This window comes from Mycobacterium sp. NTMscope_Eco_3 (genome assembly GCF_976985685.1).
The window spans coordinates 2,018,884-2,036,921 of record NZ_CDRJYZ010000001.1; the positions used below are offsets into that span (position 1 = coordinate 2,018,884).

Below are 18,038 nucleotides of genomic sequence, written 5' to 3' on the forward strand. Positions count from 1 at the left end.
CCGTCGGCGCACCGCCTGCCACGGACTGACGCGGCTCCTGCGAATTGCGCGACGCGGTGCGCGGCTGGAAGCGCCGGGCGGCGACCATCGAATAATCTGGTGCCAATGGCGACGTCAAAAGTCGAACGGCTGGTGAACCTGGTCATCGCCCTGCTGTCCACCCGCGGGTACATCACGGCGGAAAAGATCAGGTCGAGCGTGGCGGGTTATTCGGACAACGCCAGCGCCGAGGCGTTCTCCCGCATGTTCGAGCGCGACAAGAACGAGCTGCGCGACCTCGGCATCCCGCTCGAGGTCGGCAGGGTGTCGGCCTGGGACCCCACCGAGGGCTACCGAATCAACCGCGACGCCTATGCGCTCGCGCCGGTCGACCTCACCCCGGACGAGGCGGCCGCGGTGGCCGTCGCGACCCAGCTGTGGGAGTCGCCCGAACTCATCACCGCCACCCAGGGCGCGCTCCTCAAGCTGCGCGCGGCCGGCGTCGACGTCGATCCGGACGCGCCGGTCGCCATCGCGTCGCCGGCCGGAGTGCCGGGCCTGCGTGGCTCGGAGGACGTCCTCGGAATCCTGTTGTCCGCCATCGGCTCCCGGCAGGTCGTCCAGTTTCCGCACCGGTCGTCGCGGGCCGAGCCCTACGCCACCCGCACCGTCGAGCCCTGGGGCGTCGTCACCGAGAAGGGCCGGTGGTATCTGGTGGGCCACGACCGCGACCGCGACGCCACCCGCACCTTCCGGCTCTCCCGGATCGGCCCCGACGTCACGCCGGTCGGCCCGACGGGCGCGGTCACGGTGCCGGAGGGCATCGACCTGCGCAGGATCGTGGCCCAGACGGTCACGGACATTTCCGCGGCGCCGGCCGGCGGGCTGGCCCGCGTATGGGTGGCCGGCGGGCGGGCCACCGCGCTGCGCCGGGCCGGCAGGCCCGTCGGCGAACGGCGACTGGGTGAGCGCGACGGCGAGGTGATCGAACTCGACATCCGATCCACCGACCAGCTGGCCCGTGACATCGCCGGCTACGGCGCCGACGCCCTGGTGCTCGAGCCGCAATCGCTGCGCGACGAGGTGCTGGCCCGGCTGCGGGCGCATGCGGGCGTGTCCGCATGACCCCCATCTCCACCCGCCTGGTCCGGCTGCTGAACATGGTCCCGTACTTTCAGGCCAACCCGCGGGTCACCCGGGCCAAGGCCGCCGCCGACCTCGGGGTATCGGCCAAGCAGCTGGAAGAGGACCTCAACCAGCTCTGGATGTGCGGCCTTCCCGGCTACTTCCCGGGTGACCTCATCGATTTCCAGTTCTCCGGGGACACCATCGAGGTGACGTTCTCCGCCGGCATCGACCGGCCGCTCAAGCTCACCTCGCCGGAGGCCACCGGCCTGCTGGTGGCGCTGCGGGCGCTGGCCGACATCCCCGGCGTCGTCGACCCCGAAGCCGCGCGCAGCGCGATCGCCAAGATCGAGGATGCCGCCGGGGCCCTCGGCCACGAGGCCACCCACGCGGCGACCGCCGTCGACGAGCCCGCACCCGTCGAAAGCCGGGCCGCCGCCGCGGTGCGCGCGGCCGTGCAGTCCAAACACGCGCTGGCCATCGATTACTACTCCGCCTCGCACGACACACTCACCAGCCGGGTCGTCGACCCCATCCGGGTGCTGCTGATCGGCGGCCACAGCTACCTGGAGGCCTGGTCGCGGGACGCCGAAGGGGTCCGGCTGTTCCGCTTCGACCGGATCGTGGAGGCCAGCGAACTCGACGAGCCCGCCGCGCCGCCCGAGCCGGTGCTGCACGCGCCACCCGACACCTCGCTGTTCGACGGCGATCCCTCGCTTCCGTTCGCCAAGCTACGGGTGGCCCCCGCGGCGTCCTGGATGTTCGAGTACTACCCGATGCGCGACGTGCGCGAGTTGCCCGACGGATCCTGCGAGGCCGTGATGACCTACGCCTCCGAGGATTGGATGACGCGGCTGGTGCTGGGCTTGGGGCCCGCCGTGCAGGTGCTGGAACCGGAGTCGCTGACGCAGGGGGTCCGGGATGCCGCGGCGGCCGCCGTGACGGCCTACGACGCCCTGAGCTCATAAAAGTCCAGGCAATGTGGCCCGGGCGGCGCGGCGCGGGCCCACCGCCACGTGGCGCTACTGCGGTAGCATCGGGTCAACGTCTGGAGGTAATCAAAGTGGGCAGTCTCAGTCCGTGGCACTGGGCGATCCTTGCGGTCGTGGTGATCTTGCTTTTTGGTGCCAAGAAGCTCCCCGATGCGGCGCGTTCGTTGGGTAAGTCGATGCGGATCTTCAAGTCCGAGATCCGGGAAATGCAGAGCGAGAACAAGGCGGAGACGTCGGCTCTGGGGACCCAAGGCGACGCCGCTGCGGCGAACCCCACCCCCGTGCAATCGCAGCGGGTCGACGCCCCGAAGCCCAGCGAACAGGGGCACAGCGAAGCACGTCCGGCGTAGCCGCCGTCATCGTCGCGGTGCCCGAGCGCCCCTCACCGAGCCCTAGACGAGCATCGTGAAAGCATTCAAGGTTTCAGCGCGCACATCCGGCCTGCTGAAGCGCCTCAACCCGCGCAACAGACGCAGTCGCACCAACCCGGACGCGACCATGTCGCTGGTCGACCACCTCACCGAACTGCGCACACGGCTGCTCATCTCCCTGGCCGCGATCGTGCTGACCACGATTTTCGGGTTCATCTGGTACTCGCATCCGATCTTCGGGCTGGAAAGCCTCGGCGAATGGTTGCGCCATCCCTACTGTTCGCTGCCGCAGTCGGCGCGCGCTGACATCAGCGCCGACGGGCAATGCCGGCTGCTGGCCACCGCGCCGTTCGACCAGTTCATGCTGCGGCTCAAGGTGGGGCTGACGGCGGGGGTGGTGCTGGCCTGCCCGGTGTGGTTTTACCAGCTGTGGGCGTTCATCACCCCCGGGCTCTACCAGAAGGAGCGCCGTTTCGCCGTCGCGTTCGTGGTCCCGGCGGTGGTGCTGTTCGCCGCGGGTGGGGCGCTGGCCTACTTCGTGCTGTCCAAGGCGCTGGGGTTCCTGCTGACGGTCGGCAGCGACGTGCAGGTGACCGCCCTGTCCGGCGACCGCTACTTCGGGTTCCTGATCAATCTGCTGGTGGTGTTCGGCGTCAGCTTCGAATTCCCGCTGCTGATCGTCATGCTCAACACGGTCGGGCTGCTGACCTACCAACGGCTCAAGTCATGGCGGCGCGGTCTGATCTTCGCGATGTTCGTGTTCGCGGCAATATTCACGCCCGGCTCCGACCCGTTTTCGATGACCGCGCTCGGACTGGCGCTGTCCGTGCTCCTCGAGTTCGCCATCCAGATCGCCCGCATCCACGACAAGCGCAAGGCCAAACGCGAAGCCCAGGCGGAGATCCCCGACGACGAAGCGTCGGTCATCGATCGGCCCACCGCGATACCGGAGCCGTCGGTCACCGCCGGGCAACACGACGATGTCACCTGAACCGTCGGCGCCCCGTGAGGTCGCGGAGCTGGTCGAGCTCACCCGCTTCGCCGCGGAACTGCCCTTCGCGCTCGACGGCTTTCAGCATCGGGCGTGTGCGGCGCTCGAACGCGGCCACGGCGTGCTGGTCTGCGCGCCGACCGGGGCCGGCAAGACGGTGGTCGGCGAATTCGCGGTGCACCTGGCGCTGGCGGCCGGCGGCAAGTGCTTCTACACCACGCCGCTCAAAGCGCTGAGCAACCAGAAGCACACCGACCTGACCGCGCGCTACGGCCGCGACCGCATCGGCCTGCTCACCGGGGACATGTCGGTCAACGCCGACGCACCCGTCGTCGTCATGACGACCGAAGTGCTGCGCAACATGCTCTACGCGGATTCGCCTGCGCTGCAAGGACTTTCACACGTGGTGATGGACGAAGTGCATTTCCTGGCCGACCGGATGCGGGGCCCGGTGTGGGAAGAGGTGATCCTGCACCTGCCCGATGAGGTCCGCGTGGTCAGCCTGTCGGCGACGGTGAGCAACGCCGAGGAGTTCGGTGGCTGGATCCAGACCGTGCGCGGCGATACGACGGTCGTGGTCGACGAGCACCGGCCGGTGCCGCTCTGGCAACACGTGCTGGTGGGCAAGCGGCTGCTGGATCTGTTCGATTACGACAACGAGAAACCGGCCGCGGAGCGTCAACCGCGGGTCAATCCCGAACTGCTGCGCCACATTGCGCACCGCCGCGAGGCGGACCGCATGACCGACTGGCGTGGTCCCCGCCGGCAGGCGGGAAGGGGAGGCGCGGTACGGCCGTCGCGGCCCCGCTTCTACCGCACACCGGGGCGCCCGGACGTGATCGCGACCCTGGATTCCGAGGGGCTGCTGCCGGCGATCACGTTCGTGTTCTCGCGGGCGGGCTGTGACGCCGCCGTCCAGCAATGCCTGCGTTCGCCCTTGCAGCTGACCACTCAGGAGGAGCGCGCGCAGATCGCCGAGGTGATCGAGCACCGCTGCGGCGATCTCGCCGACGCCGACCTGGCCGTGCTCGGCTACTACGAGTGGCGGGAGGGGCTGCTGCGGGGTCTGGCCGCCCACCACGCCGGCATGTTGCCGGCCTTCCGGCACACGGTCGAAGAGCTCTTCACCGCCGGGCTGGTGCGGGCCGTGTTCGCCACCGAGACCTTGGCGCTCGGGATCAACATGCCCGCCCGCACCGTCGTGCTCGAGCGGCTCGTCAAGTTCAACGGCGAGCAGCATATGGCCCTGACGCCGGGGGAGTACACCCAGTTGACGGGGCGCGCCGGGCGGCGCGGCATCGATGTCGAGGGCCACGCGGTGGTGCTCTGGAATCCCACCGAAGAAACCACCGAACCCTCCGCGGTTGCCGGGCTGGCCTCAACCCGTACCTTCCCGCTGCGCAGTTCGTTCGCCCCGTCGTACAACATGACGATCAACCTGGTGCAGCAGATGGGCCCCGAGCAGGCACATCGCTTGCTAGAGCAGTCATTCGCGCAGTATCAGGCCGACCGTTCCGTCGTCGGGCTGGTGCGTGGCATCGAGCGGGGCACCGCGATGCTGGGCGAGATCGCTACCGGGCTGGGCGGCCCCAAGGCGCCGATCCTCGAGTACGCCCGGATGCGCGCGCGCATCTCCGAGATGGAGCGCGCGCAGTCGCGCGCCTCGCGACTGCAACGGCGGCAGGCGGCCAGCGACGCGCTGGCCGCGCTGCGCCGGGGTGACATCATCAACATCACCCACGGCCGGCGCGGTGGCCTGGCCGTGGTGCTGGAATCGGCACGCGACAGCTCCGACCCGCGGCCGTTGGTGCTCACCGAAAACCGCTGGGCGGGAAGGATTTCCTCGGCCGACTATTCGGGCGTGTCCGCGCCGGTCGGTTCGATGCCACTGCCGAAGCGGGTCGAGCACCGGCAGCCACGGGTCCGCCGCGATCTGGCGTCGGCGCTCCGCTCGGCGGCCGCCGAGCTGACCACTCCGGCCAGGCGCCGCGGCCGTGGGGACGGCGACGGCGAGTTTCATGACCCGGAGCTGGCGAAGTTGCGCGAACAGCTGCGCCGTCACCCGTCGCACAACACGCCGGGCCTGGAAGCCCAGGTCCGCGAGGCCGAGCGCTATCTGCGGATCGAACGCGACAACGCGCAACTGGAGAAAAAGGTTGCGGCAGCGACGAATTCGCTGGCCCGAACCTTCGATCGAATCGTCGGACTGCTCACCGAGCGCGGCTTCATCGAAGGCCGCGACGGCGATCCCCGCGTCACCGACGCCGGGCGGTTGCTGGCGCGCATCTACAGCGAAAGCGACCTGCTGGTCGCCGAATGCCTGCGCACCGGCGCGTGGTCGGGCTTGAAGCCCGCGGAGCTGGCGGCGGTGGTCTCGTCGGTGCTGTACGAGACCCGAGGTGGGGACGGGCCGGGCGCGGCGTTTGCGGCCGATGCCCCCACCCAGCAACTGCGGCAGGCGCTGCAGCAGACGTCGAGGCTGTCGATGGCCTTGCGCGCCGACGAGCAGTCGCACCGGATCGCCCCGAGCCGCGAGCCCGACGACGGCTTCGTCACCGTCATCTACCGTTGGGCCCGGACGGGCGATCTGGCCGCCGCGCTGGCGGCGGCCGACCCGGCGGGCACCGGCTCGCCGCTGTTGGCGGGCGATTTCGTGCGGTGGTGCCGGCAGGCGCTCGACCTGCTGGATCAGGTGCGCAACGCCGCCCCGGACGCCGAGGTCCGGACCACCGCGAAGCGGGCCATCAACGACATTCGGCGCGGCGTCGTCGCAGTTGACGCCGGGTAGGCTAGGCCGGAGCTACCGTTAAACGCCGATAGTTCATGCCGAGACACAAGGGGCTGAGGAGAAAGATGAGCGGACCGCAGGGATCGGACCAGCAGTGGCAACCGCCTGGCCAAGGTCAAGGCAGCGACCACTCGTCGGACCCGACCCAGGTGGCGCCGAGTTGGCAGGATCAGTCGACCCAGGAAGCCTCGTGGCAGGCCCCCGCCTACACGCCGCCCGCCGACTACCCGCAGTACCAGCAGCCGGCCGAACAGGCCTATCCCCAGCAGTACCCCCAGCAGCCGGGCTACGCCCAGCCCGGGCAGTACGGCCAGCCCGGCCAATACGGCCAGCCGGGTCAGTACGGGCAGCCGGGCCAGTACCCGCAGCCCGGCCAGTACCCGCAGCCGGGCCAGTACCCGCAGCCGGGCCAATACGGTCAATACGGCCAGCCGGGTCAGTACGGCCAGCCGGGCCAGTACCCGCAGCAGTACCCGCCATATGAGCAGCCCGGCAAGAAGCGACCGGTCGGGCTGATCGCCGGTGTGGGCGGCGGGATCGCGTTGCTGCTCGTCGTCGTCGTGCTGGTGCTGGGCTTCTGGCAGCCGGGCTTCTTCGTCACCACCAAGCTGGACGTCAGCAAGGCGCAGGCCGGGGTCCAGCAGGTCCTCAGCGACGAGACCAACGGCTACGGCGCCAAGAACGTCAAAGACGTCAAGTGCAACCACGGCCAAAACCCGACCGTCAAGAAGGGCGCCACGTTCGACTGCGACGTCAGCATCGACGGCGCCCCGAAGCACGTCACGGTGACCTTCCAGGACAACAAGGGCACCTACGAGGTCGGCCGCCCGCAGTAGTTACGTCGGCAGGGCGTCCAGCGCTTTCTGCAAGCGCGCGATCGACGAGCCGACACCCAGTTCGGTCGCCAGCGTGGCGGTTCGGCGGGGATCGGCGGCGACCAGCGGAAGTTTGTCGCTGGCGGTCGAGAAGGTGACGGGCGCGTCGGTGGCCACCCGCACCACGTGGCCGGCCGCCTCGATGTAGTCCAGCGCGCCCAGCAGTTTCGCCCGCAGACCCTTGGGCATCTTCGACTTCGGGTCGTGGGCGGCGGCCAGGATCTGTTCCAGCGACCCGTGCTGGGCGAGCAGCGCCGCCGCCGTCTTCTCACCGACGCCCGGAACGCCCGGCAAGCCGTCGGACGGGTCGCCGCGCAGCAGCGCGAGTTCGGCGTAGGCGGGCCCGGCACGCTCGACCGGCACACCATAGTGTTCGGCCACCTCGGCGGGCCCGAGCAGCGTGGCTTTGCTCAGCCCGCGACCGAGGTAGAGCACCCGCACCGGAACGGGATCGTCCGCCACCACCTGCATCAGGTCGCGGTCGCCGCTCACCACGACGACCGGGTCGTCGCGTTCCCGCGCGGCCAGCGTGCCCAGCACGTCGTCGGCCTCAAAGCCCTCCGCGCCCGCCGTGGGGATCCCGAAGGCGTCAAGCAGTTCGGCGATCATGTCGATCTGGGGTGTCAGGTCGTCGGGAACCTCCTCGACGTCCGGTTCGCCCGGCGGCTCGGGCTCGGCCACGCGGTGGGCCTTGTAGGACGGCACGAGGTCGACCCGGAACTGCGGCCGCCAATCTAGGTCGAGGCAGACCACCAGCCGGCTGGGGCGCTGCTGGGTGATCACAAATGCGACGGAATCGATGAATCCGCGAACGGCGTTGACGGGCCGGCCGTCTGGGGCGGTGATCGACGACGGCACGCCGAAATACGAACGGAACCACATGCTGGCGCCATCGAGCAGCACTAGTGGTCCTGGCATGCCCGCTATGGTCTCACGCCGCCCGCGGTCTCCCGCCGCCGAACGTCGACTCGCTGTCGACCCACGGGCGAAATCGGCGCAACGAGTCGACGTTCGGCGGGCGGGTTAGCCTGGCTGCCATGGAGTCACACCGCTTCGACGCAGCTGTGTATGCCCGCCGACTGGGCGCGGCCGCCGCCGCGGCCGCCGACGCGGGTCTGGCCGGGCTGGTCATCACACCCGGGTATGACCTGCGCTACCTCGTCGGGTCGCGCGCCCAGACCATGGAGCGGTTCACCGCGCTGGTGTTGCCCGCGTCCGGTGACCCCACGGTGGTGGTGCCGCGGCTGGAGCTGGCCTCGCTCAAAGGGTCGGCCATCGCCGAACTCGGGCTGGCTGTGCGCGATTGGGTCGACGGTGACAATCCCTACGACTTGGTGTGCGCCGCGCTGGGCGCTGCCCCCGCCGCGACCGCAGTGACCGATTCCATGCCGGCGCTGCATCTTCTGCCGCTGGCCGATGTGCTCGGCGTGCTGCCGGTTCTGGCCACCGATGTGCTGCGCACGCTGCGAATGGTCAAGGAGGAGTGCGAAGTCGACGCGTTGCGCAAAGCCGGAGCGGCCATCGATCGGGTCCACGCCCGGGTGCCCGAGTTTCTGGTGCCCGGCCGCACCGAGGCCGACGTCGCCGCCGACATCGCGGACGCCATTGTGGCCGAAGGGCATTCGGAGGTGGCGTTCATCATCGTCGGATCGGGGCCGCACGGTGCCGACCCGCACCACGGATATTCGGATCGCGAACTGCAGGCCGGCGACATCGTCGTCGTCGACATCGGCGGCGCCTATGAACCCGGTTACAACTCCGACTCGACGCGCACGTACAGCCTCGGTGAGCCGAATCCGGAAGTAGCTCAACAATATTCGGTGCTGCAGCGCGCCCAGCGCGCAGCTTATGAGTCGGTCCGTCCGGGCGTGACGGCCGAACAGGTCGACGCGGCGGCCCGCGATGTGCTGGCCGCCGAAGGCCTCGCCGAGTATTTCGTGCACCGCACCGGGCACGGTATCGGCTTGTCGGTGCACGAAGAGCCCTACATCGTCGCCGGCAACGACCTGCCGCTGACTGTCGGCATGGCGTTTTCCATCGAGCCGGGCATCTACTTCCCCGGCCGCTGGGGGGCGCGCATCGAGGACATCGTCGTCGTGACCGAGGACGGCGCGTTGGCCGTCAACAACCGGCCGCACGAACTGATCGTGGTTCCGGTCGGGTGACGCTGTGGATGAGTGAGTTGTGGCGCCCGGGTGGCGCGGCTAGCTTGGCGGCAGCGAGCATTGGGTGAGTAGCGACGACGGGCGGGCCTGAGCGAAAATTTCGCCTGTGGCTCCCTTGGCAGTTGATCCGGAGGCGATGTATGCCGCGGGCAGCGCCGTGGTTGCCGCCGGTGATGGCCTTGCCGCAAGTCTGAGCATCCTTACCGCTGGTTTCTCGGCCCACACCGGTGTGGACCGCGCCGGCGAGGTATTCGGCTTGGCGTATCAAGACACGGCGGAATCGCTGCTGAAGGCGATGGCGGCGGCCGTCAACGCGTGCCGGCAATGCGGGGCCGTCATCCAGCAGGGGGCGGCGAACTACTCGAGTGTCGATGCGGCTTCGACGCTGGGCGGCGGTGGCGGCGTATTGCAGTCGCCGTCTCCGCCGGCCGAGCTCGCGGCGCCCAAAGCTCCGGGAACGATGGGGCCCGGCGAGCCGCCACCGCTGCTGTGGGCGGTCGTGCAGTCGCTCGTCCTCGAGTTATGGCCCGACGGTGATGTGGCGGGCTTGCGTGGTGCCGCCTCGCGTTGGCGTGGCTTCGCTGGGGCGGCCCAAGGGGTTCAGGGAACTCTCAACGGGGCGAAGGCGCTGTTCGATAGCCAACACATTCCTGAAGGCGAACAGATCGATAACGCTCTGAACGAAATAGGTTCTGCGGCAGCGTCTATCGGAGAGCAGTGCGGCAAGCTCGCGACCACCATCGATAAGTTTGCCGACCGGGTCGACCATGCCCAGCATGCGATCCGGGACCTGCTGCACCGGATCGGATCTTTGGGCGACCTCGGTCACGACATCATGCTGATTATCGACGGCGACGCGTGGGACGAGATCAAAAAGATCGCCAAGGACATCAACGACGTACTCCATCATCTCGGACAGGAAGCGCGGGCCTGCGAACAGGGGATCAGGTTGCTCATGCAAGCGGCCGATCGCCAAGTCGTCACGTGCGAGAAGTACGCGCGGCGGGGTCTCGTCCAGTTCTTGGGTGAGGACGTCGGCAATCCGGTGGCGACCGTATTCGATACCTATATCAACGCCCATGAGGGTGTTCTCAAAGGCGCGGTCGGCATGGGGTTAGGCCTCGTCGACCTGAGCCCGCATTGGCTCGCCGTCGACCCTCAGGGTGCGGGCGCCACCTGGACCGGGCTGGCGAAGAACGCGTGGAAAGGGAGTTTGTTCAACGCTGCCCTCAATCCCGAGGAGTTCGCGGAAACGCGGCAGCAGGAGCTGAAAGGCCTGGTGCATGCCGAGGATTGGACCGGCGACCGGCCGGGATTGGCCGCCGGTGAAAACGTGTTCGACGTCGCCGCGCTGATCGCGCCCGGTTTTGGTGAGGCGGGCGCGGCGGCCGACGGTGCGGGTGCGGCGGCACGCGGCGCCGAAGCGGAGGCGGAGGCCGCCGGCGCCGCCGGGCGTGTCAGCGGAAAAGGGTCCGAAGCGCTTGGCGGGATCACCAGCGCGCGGGGAGCCCTGACCGACATCACAAAAACGGGCAGCGACCTGACCAAAAACCTTGAAGGAGTCACGAAGGACCTGCCGAAGGTTGAGCCTCCTGCGAGTGGCGCTCCGGTGGCATTGCCCGGCAAGCCGATTGAGCCGCCGGTCGAATCGGCGCCGCGGCCCGCCGATGGCGCACCGGCTGCGCCTCAAGGGTCAACGCCCGCGCCAACCTCCCCGGGTTCGGCTGGCCCGGCTGGCGATTCGCCGTCTCCCGCGGGCAGCCCCAATGGCAGTCCGCATGACCCCAGTTCGGCACCCGCCCCGGCGGCGTCGCCCGGTGGTTCTGGGGGCCTGCATGACCCGGCACCTGGGCCGGCTCCTACTCCTCCGCCGGGTGGTTCTGGTCCGCACGAACCGGCGACCGAGCCCGCTCCTCCGGCTGCGCCGACCGCTCCGGGCGGCCCGCACGATCTGGTGTCCACACCATCCGGCCGCCCGCACGAACCCGCGTCGGTGCCGGCGGAGGAGCCGCGTGAGCCGGTATCCGTGCCTGCCGGCGGCGCCCATGATCCAGTCGCGAAACCCCCGGGTGGCCCGCATGAACCAGCCTCGGCGCCCGCCGTCGGTTCACGCCTTCCGTCTGTGCAGGCTGCTGGCGACGGGCTGCCGTCGGCGACTCCGCAACTGCTCGAGCATTCGCCAGCACAGGTTCCGGTGTCGCCCAGCGGATCTTCCGGAGATGCCGCAGCTGTCTCCGCCCACTCGCCGGCGCCGTCGCCTTCATCGGCGGCGCCCCATTTCGAGGCTCCAGGCGGCCGCCCGGCAGAACTACCAACGCCGAGCGGCGGTGGCGCGCATGGGCCTGGCGACGGCGGCCCTCCGGGTGGACACACGCCGGGAGAGCCACGCGGCGGCGATGCCAGTGGACATGGCGATGGCAATGGGGGTCCATCGGGCGATCGGCCGGACGGCAAGGTCCCGAACGGTGACGACCCGTCGGGACACGGTCATGGCGACTCCTCCGGCGGCGAACGCCAGGATCCAGTCCATTCGCACGAGTCGTCTGGCGACGGATGGCATCGGTTGCCAGACGAGGAACTTGACCCCCACTATGGCGAGCCGCTGGACAATCATTGGGATTTCACCGACGATCCAGTCGACGCTTCCAAGATCGACGGCGATGTTGCCAAGCTGATTCGTGATCCCGAAGCGCCATTCGGTCGCGATCCCGAAGGGCATCCTTACACCAAAGAGCAATATGCAGAGCGCTTCAACAAAGTGGGGGATAACGGCGAGTCCTGGTTCAATTTTCCGCTTAACGACGGTGCTTTACCGGGGACGCGAGTCGCCTACGCGAACGCTGAATCCTATCTACGAGACTACGGACCTTTACTTGATCGCATCGGCAAGACAGATGGCAAGTATTTGGCGGTGGTGGAGGATGGCCAACCAGCTTCATGGGAAGAGCGGGCCCTTCACGTCAGTTCCCGTCGTGACCCGTACAACGCGTATACCTTCGGCGAGTTACCAGATGGCTGGACCATCGAAGTGTCGGAGGTCGGCCCTGGCGTAGGTCAACCGGGCGGCTCGATACAGGTGCGAGTATTCGATGACGAGGGTGCAGTGCGTCGCGTCGCAGATCTGATTAGGAAAGGGGTATTGCGAAAGTGACGACAAGTGTGGATCTAACTCCAGACTTACAAGCCTGGTTGCGCCTCGCCGACTTGGACTTGATACAAGGGTCGCAAACTAACGATAACCGGACCATCATTTGGAATAAGGGTGGTGAGGTTCGAAACTTTATCGGTTTGGTCGATGATTGGTACGTCGTCACTTCGTCTGACCGCATGGGACCCGAGACGTATGACCTGGCAGCAGAATCGATGCAAGTTATAGAAAAATACTTATACGGCGAACTGGGTTCTGTAGTCCGGGGTGACGAACTACCGTCTATCAGGGCGCCGTTTGAGCGCGACGAATTGCGGCCGGGATATGACATTAGCAAGGTAAATTTCGCCGGCCGAGAGCGGCGTGCTCTCATCGATCATGATGGAAGGGCAGTGGCTATTGCGGCAGTCGATAGGCTAGTGGAACTGTCGCACTATCTTGACGCATCTGTCGATGCAATCAAAAACTCCTACCTCTCGGCCGACGGCAAGCCGCTGTTTGGGCTTTGGAGCGATATTAAGAATACCGAGTGAAAGCGCTACAAGTCGGGTGCTCGAGATGGCCGCGTTCATGAAATTCGATGTGTTGAGATGATGGGCGGTATCGAAGCCTCCCAACGCCTTGAGCAATGGGCCAAATTGGCTGATTACGCACTCACATCTGGTTCGAATACACCTGACGGGCGGCCTGTATTTTGGTCGGCTCTAGGCGAGAATCGGCTCTTCATTGGAAGAAAGCAAGACGGCTGGTTAGTCATTACTGATTCCGATCGAATGGAATCTGAGGGCTTTGTTTTAGCCGCTCCATCCCTCGATGTGATTGAGAAGTACCTGTTCGGAAGGTTCGGTACATATATCCGCAGTGCACGGAGTCTGCCTCGGGTGGGCGTGCCAATGCCGGCCAACGAAGTATGCTCGAACTTCAGTATTGAAACGCGCGAATACGAAGGTGTCGAGCGCTTTGCTCTAATCGCTCCCGACGGCTCGACGGTAGCGATCGGAAGCGCCGACAAAATAACTGCCACGGCGGAACTAAAGAAACTCGCGCTGTATCTGTCGGCGACAATCGACCAAATCGAATCGTCGACGATCGATCCGGACGGAAAGCCGCTTTTCGAGCGTCGGTAACTAAATTGAAACTCTGTAGATTCGATCGGCGCGCTACGCGCCCCGGTCCAACAGATCCGACGAACCCAGCACCCGCTCCACCTGAACCTCGATGACGACGCGCCGCGGGTTGGGGCGCGGCGTGCGGTAGCGCTGGGCGTAGCGCAGCTCGGCGTCGCGCACCGCGTCCGCGTCGCTGTTGACCTTGGACCGGCCCTCCAGCGACAGCCACCGCGCACCATCGACCTGGCTCAGCACGGCCAGCCCGCCACGATCGGCGTTGACCGCCTTCTGTGAACCCCCGGTGGTGATGACCCGCGCGATGTGGGTCTTGGGGTCGAAGGTGAAACCGACGGCCACCACGTGCGGCGAGTTGTCGGCTCGCAGCGTGGTCAGCATGGCCAGATGGCGCTCCGACAGAAACGCGAGGGCCTCGTCGGTGAGCCGGGTAGTGGTATTCGCCATCACCGCTCACGCTAGCGCAGGTAATAATCGCAGCCGTGGACGACACGGGCGCGGGTCCGGTACTAATCCTGGGCGGACGCAGCGAAATCGGGGTCGAGTTGGCGCGACGCCTGGCCTCCGGGGCGACGGTGGTGCTGGCCGCGCGCCGCGCCGATCAGCTCGCTGAACAGGTCAGCGCGCTCAAAGCGGCCGGCGCCTCCGCGGTCGACACCAGGGAATTCGACGCCGACGACCTGGCCTCGCACGCCGCCCTGGTCGCCTCGGTCGTCGCCGACCACGGGCCCATCGGCACCGCGGTGCTGGCCTTCGGAATCCTGGGTGACCAGGCTCGCGCCGAGACCGACGCCGCGCACGCGGTCGCCGTCGTGCACACCGATTACGTCGCCCAGGTGAGCATGCTCACCCACCTGGCCGCCGCCATGCGCAACGCCGGCAAAGGCCGACTGGTGGTGTTCTCCTCGATCGCCGGTGCCCGGGTGCGGCGCGCCAACTACGTCTACGGCTCGGCCAAAGCCGGCCTGGACGGCTTCGCCAACGGTCTGGCCGACGCGCTGCACGGCACCGGGGTGCGGGTGCTGATCGCCCGCCCGGGATTCGTCATCGGGCGTATGACGGAAGGCATGACGCCCGCGCCCCTGCCCAGCACGCCCACGAAGGTGGCCGCCGCGACCGCGCGGGCACTGGCCAAAGGCCGCCGCACCGTGTGGATCCCATGGGCCCTGGGACCCGCGGCCGCCGTGATGCGATTGCTCCCCGCGTTCGTCTGGCGCAGGATGCCTCGATGATCCGCGAGCCGGGGCGGCGGCGCTCATGATCGTCGTCGTCGGAATCGGCGCCGACGGCATGGCCGGGCTCGCCGAAGCATCGCGCGCCGAATTACGAAGGGCCACAGTTATTTACGGCTCCCAGCGCCAACTTGGCCTGCTCGACGACACGGTGCCCGCGCGCCGCCGGGAGTGGCCCTCGCCGATGCTGCCCGCCCTGAAAGCGCTGCCGGTGGACGACGACATCCACGTGGTCGCCAGCGGCGACCCGCTGCTGCACGGCATCGGGGGCACGCTGATCCGCCTATACGGCCCCGAGAAGGTGCGGGTGCTGCCACACGTGTCCTCGGTGACGCTGGCATGCGCGCGGATGGGCTGGAACGTCCACGACACCGAGGTCATCAGCCTGGTCACCGCGCACCCGCACACCGCCGTGCGCCGCGGCGGCCAGGCGATCGTGCTGTCACAAAGCCATTCCACACCCACCGAGCTGGCCGCCCTGCTCACCGCGCACGGCCGTGGCGATTCGCAGTTCACCGTGCTCGAAAACCTCGGCGGCCCAGACGAACACCGCCGCGACGGCACCGCGCGGGACTGGGCCGACGGCGCCCCCGAACACGTCGACGACCTCAACGTGATCGCCGTGCGCTACCTGCCCGACGAACGCGTCTCGCCCCTGCCCGACGACGCCTTCACCCACGACGGCCAGATCACCAAACAGGGGATCCGCGCCGTAACACTGGCCGCCCTGGCGCCGCGGCCGGGGGAGCGGTTATGGGACGTCGGCGCGGGTTCGGGCAGCATCAGCGTCGAGTGGTGCCTGAGCGGACCGGGTTGCGGGGCAATCGCATTCGAACGCGACGAACGACGCCGGCACAACCTCGAATGCAATGCCGCGGCTTTCGGTGTCGGCATCGAGGTACGCGGCGACGCCCCTGGCACCTTCGATGGAGCCGCGCCGCCGTCGGCGATCTTCATCGGCGGCGGACTGACCCGGCCCGGCCTGCTCGACGCCTGCCTCGACCACCTGCCCACCGGCGGGCGACTTGTCGCGAACGTGGTCACCACCGAGTCGGAAGCCGCTGTCACGCAGGCATATGCGCGCCTCGGCGGCACGCTGCGACGCTTCCAGCACTATCACGGCACGGCGCTGGGCGCCTTCACGGGCTGGCAGCCGCACTACCCGGTCACCCAGTGGGCGATGACCAAATGACGGTGTACTTCATCGGCGCGGGCCCGGGTGCGGCCGACCTGATCACTGTCCGCGGTCAACGCCTCCTCCAAACGTGCCGCGTGTGCCTGTACGCCGGGTCGATCATGCCCGACGCCCTGCTCGCCCTCTGCCCGGAGAACGCGAAAGTCGTTGACACCGGCCCGTTGACGTTAGAGCAGATCATCACCGAGCTCAGCGAGGCGCACGCCGCCGGGCTTGACGTGGCGCGGCTGCACTCGGGTGACCCGTCGCTGTACAGCGCACTGGCCGAGCAGTGCCGCCGCCTCGACGCGCTGGGCATCGATTACGAAATCGTGCCGGGCGTACCGTCTTTCGCCGCCGCCGCGGCCGCCCTCAAACGCGAACTCACCGTCCCCGGCGTCGCGCAGACGGTGACACTGACCCGGGTGGCGACCCTGTCGACGGCCATGCCGCCCGGCGAAGACCTGGCGACGCTCGCCCGATCCGGCGCCACCCTGGTCCTGCACTTGGCGGCCGCGCAGATCGACGCCATCGTTCCGCAACTCCTCGACGGCGGCTACCGCCCCGAAACCCCCGCCGCCGTCGTGGCTTTCGCCAGCTGGCCGCAGGAGACCGTGCTGCGCGGCACCCTGGCCGGCCTCGCCGCCCAGATGCATGAGGCCAACATCACCAAGACCGCGGTGATCGTCGTCGGCGACGCGCTGACCGCGGGCGAATTCACCGACAGTTATCTGTATTCGACCGGGCGGACCCGGGGGAGCAGGCACTGATGCGCGTCCTGCTGCTCGGCGGCACCGGCGAGGCGCGCGCGCTGGCGAAAGCCCTGCACCCCCGCATCGACGTCATCAGCTCCCTGGCGGGCCGGGTGCCGGACCCGGCGCTGCCGGTCGGCCCCGTGCGCATCGGCGGCTTCGGCGGCGTGGACGGCCTGCGGCGCTGGTTGCGCGACGAAAGCATCGACGCCGTCGTCGACGCCACCCATCCGTTCGCGGCCACGATGACGGCGCACGCAGCCACCGCGTGCGGCGAATTACGGATACCCCACCTGATCCTGGCACGCCCGGCCTGGGATCCCGGCGCGGCCCTTGTCGTCGCGTCGGACACCCATGCGGCACAAACGGTTGCCCGCCAAGGCTATTCGCGCATCTTCCTCACCACCGGCCGTTCCGGCGTCAACGCTTTCACCGACAGCGACGCGTGGTTTTTGATCCGGGCGGTCACCGAACCGGACAGCGCCTCGCTGCCGCATCATCACCAGCTGGTCCTCTCGCGCGGCCCGTACCGCTACGACGACGAAGTCGCGCTGTTGCGCGAGCACCGCATCGACGCGCTCGTCACCAAGAACAGCGGCGGGCAGATGACGCGCGCCAAACTGGATGCCGCCGCCGCGCTCGATGTACCGGTGGTGATGGTGGCGCGGCCGCCGCTACCGGAGGGCGTGTCCACCGTCGGCACCGTGGCCGAGGCCGCCGAATGGGTTGGCGCGCTAGCCGGTTAGGTCGCTGCGCTCGCCGTCGGCCAGCAACGCATCGCGGGCCCGCGCGACCCGGGACCGGATGGTGCCCACCGGGCAACCGCACACCGCGGCGGCGTCGGCGTAGGGCAGCCCGAGCAACTGGGTGAGCAAAAGCGCTTCCCGCTGTTCGGGATTGAGGCCGGCGATCATCGTCGTCACCTCTACGAGGTCCTCAAATCCGCGTGCGTGGCGGTCGCCACGCACCACGTGTTCGGGATCGGCGCCCAGGGCGGCGCGCGGCCGCGACTGCAGCTGGCGGATGTGATCGGCCACGACCCGGCGGGCGATGGACAGCAGCCACGTCCGGGCGCTCGAGCGTCCAGAGAATCGCTCGATGGCGCCGATGGCGCGCAGGAACGTCTCTTGGGTCAGATCGTCGGCGTTGCCGGCATCGGACAGGTAGGCGACGAACCGCCACACGTCTTGCTGGGTGGCCTTGATGAACGCCTCGAGCGCTCGCGCGTTCCCGCGAGCGGCGGACAAAGCGAGCTCGGTTACCGCCTCGTCGTCGCTCGGCGCGATCATGCTCAACCACCTTAGTTGCGCGGGTTTTCCGAT

Annotated in this window: 17 protein-coding genes; 14 read left to right on the plus strand and 3 right to left on the minus strand. The window is 68.2% G+C overall.

The annotated features are described in order from the left end of the window. The first annotated feature begins 105 nt into the window (after positions 1–105). The 6 genes from AC0KTM_RS09260 to AC0KTM_RS09285 all read left to right on the plus strand — a co-directional run bounded on the left by AC0KTM_RS09260 (position 106) and on the right by AC0KTM_RS09285 (position 7,082). The gene (locus AC0KTM_RS09260) at positions 106–1,104 is read left to right on the plus strand and encodes a helix-turn-helix transcriptional regulator (RefSeq protein WP_238957932.1); all 999 of its coding nucleotides are present in this window, start codon (positions 106–108) and stop codon (positions 1,102–1,104) included. Further along, a complete protein-coding gene (locus AC0KTM_RS09265; protein ID WP_472415472.1) occupies positions 1,101–2,072 on the plus strand; it encodes a helix-turn-helix transcriptional regulator in 972 nt (323 codons plus the stop codon). The genes AC0KTM_RS09260 and AC0KTM_RS09265 overlap by 4 nt, the downstream gene beginning before the upstream one ends. Before the next feature lie 95 nt (positions 2,073–2,167). After that, positions 2,168–2,446 (plus strand): Sec-independent protein translocase subunit TatA, encoded by a 279-nt coding sequence (tatA, locus tag AC0KTM_RS09270; protein WP_238957934.1) that lies wholly within the window; start codon positions 2,168–2,170, stop codon positions 2,444–2,446. A 55-nt stretch (positions 2,447–2,501) separates the two neighbouring features. After that, positions 2,502–3,458 (plus strand): twin-arginine translocase subunit TatC, encoded by a 957-nt coding sequence (tatC, locus tag AC0KTM_RS09275; RefSeq protein ID WP_225326850.1) that lies wholly within the window; start codon positions 2,502–2,504, stop codon positions 3,456–3,458. Beyond that, the gene (locus AC0KTM_RS09280; RefSeq protein ID WP_238957935.1) at positions 3,448–6,246 is read left to right on the plus strand and encodes a DEAD/DEAH box helicase; all 2,799 of its coding nucleotides are present in this window, start codon (positions 3,448–3,450) and stop codon (positions 6,244–6,246) included. The genes tatC and AC0KTM_RS09280 overlap by 11 nt, the downstream gene beginning before the upstream one ends. A gap of 65 nt (positions 6,247–6,311) precedes the next feature. Next, positions 6,312–7,082, plus strand: coding sequence for a DUF4333 domain-containing protein (locus AC0KTM_RS09285; protein ID WP_238957936.1), 771 nt, complete (start codon positions 6,312–6,314; stop codon positions 7,080–7,082). On the opposite strand, the gene AC0KTM_RS09290 is transcribed toward AC0KTM_RS09285, so the two are convergent. Beyond that, entirely contained in the window at positions 7,083–8,039 is a 957-nt protein-coding gene (locus AC0KTM_RS09290) for a 5'-3' exonuclease (RefSeq protein WP_225326847.1), read from the minus strand. Between the two features lie 119 nt (positions 8,040–8,158). Here AC0KTM_RS09290 and AC0KTM_RS09295 point away from each other — a divergent pair, with 119 nt between their 5' ends. The 4 genes from AC0KTM_RS09295 (at position 8,159) to AC0KTM_RS09310 (ending at position 13,561) form a co-directional block, all read left to right on the plus strand. Next, on the plus strand, positions 8,159–9,286 hold the full coding sequence (locus tag AC0KTM_RS09295) for a M24 family metallopeptidase (protein WP_238957937.1): 1,128 nt from the start codon (positions 8,159–8,161) through the stop codon (positions 9,284–9,286). A gap of 106 nt (positions 9,287–9,392) precedes the next feature. Continuing rightward, entirely contained in the window at positions 9,393–12,437 is a 3,045-nt protein-coding gene (locus AC0KTM_RS09300) for a glycohydrolase toxin TNT-related protein (RefSeq protein ID WP_308193099.1), read from the plus strand. Beyond that, positions 12,434–12,967 (plus strand): TNT antitoxin family protein, encoded by a 534-nt coding sequence (locus AC0KTM_RS09305; RefSeq protein ID WP_225326845.1) that lies wholly within the window; start codon positions 12,434–12,436, stop codon positions 12,965–12,967. Before AC0KTM_RS09300 ends, AC0KTM_RS09305 begins: the two co-directional genes overlap by 4 nt. Before the next feature lie 57 nt (positions 12,968–13,024). Continuing rightward, positions 13,025–13,561: a TNT antitoxin family protein gene (locus AC0KTM_RS09310; RefSeq protein ID WP_225326844.1), complete on the plus strand. Its 537-nt coding sequence runs from the start codon at positions 13,025–13,027 to the stop codon at positions 13,559–13,561. A 33-nt stretch (positions 13,562–13,594) separates the two neighbouring features. On the opposite strand, the gene AC0KTM_RS09315 is transcribed toward AC0KTM_RS09310, so the two are convergent. Next, positions 13,595–14,005 (minus strand): F420-dependent biliverdin reductase, encoded by a 411-nt coding sequence (locus tag AC0KTM_RS09315; protein WP_225326843.1) that lies wholly within the window; start codon positions 14,003–14,005, stop codon positions 13,595–13,597. Between the two features lie 35 nt (positions 14,006–14,040). Between AC0KTM_RS09315 and AC0KTM_RS09320 the strand changes: the two genes are divergently transcribed. Genes AC0KTM_RS09320 through AC0KTM_RS09335 form a run of 4 tightly spaced genes read left to right on the plus strand, consistent with a single transcriptional unit; the run spans position 14,041 to position 17,462 of the window. After that, entirely contained in the window at positions 14,041–14,790 is a 750-nt protein-coding gene (locus tag AC0KTM_RS09320) for an SDR family NAD(P)-dependent oxidoreductase (protein ID WP_238957939.1), read from the plus strand. A gap of 25 nt (positions 14,791–14,815) precedes the next feature. After that, a complete protein-coding gene (cbiE, locus tag AC0KTM_RS09325; RefSeq protein ID WP_238957940.1) occupies positions 14,816–15,982 on the plus strand; it encodes a precorrin-6y C5,15-methyltransferase (decarboxylating) subunit CbiE in 1,167 nt (388 codons plus the stop codon). Further along, complete coding sequence (gene cobM / locus AC0KTM_RS09330; protein WP_238958047.1) at positions 15,979–16,734, plus strand: precorrin-4 C(11)-methyltransferase; 756 nt, start codon at positions 15,979–15,981, stop codon at positions 16,732–16,734. The genes cbiE and cobM overlap by 4 nt, the downstream gene beginning before the upstream one ends. Continuing rightward, on the plus strand, positions 16,734–17,462 hold the full coding sequence (locus AC0KTM_RS09335; RefSeq protein WP_238957941.1) for a cobalt-precorrin-6A reductase: 729 nt from the start codon (positions 16,734–16,736) through the stop codon (positions 17,460–17,462). Before cobM ends, AC0KTM_RS09335 begins: the two co-directional genes overlap by 1 nt. Here the strand turns inward: AC0KTM_RS09335 and sigC are convergent. Continuing rightward, on the minus strand, positions 17,451–18,005 hold the full coding sequence (sigC, locus tag AC0KTM_RS09340) for an RNA polymerase sigma factor SigC (protein ID WP_225323297.1): 555 nt from the start codon (positions 18,003–18,005) through the stop codon (positions 17,451–17,453). The two genes, AC0KTM_RS09335 and sigC, sit on opposite strands and share 12 nt — an antisense overlap. Between the last annotated feature and the right edge of the window lie 33 nt (positions 18,006–18,038).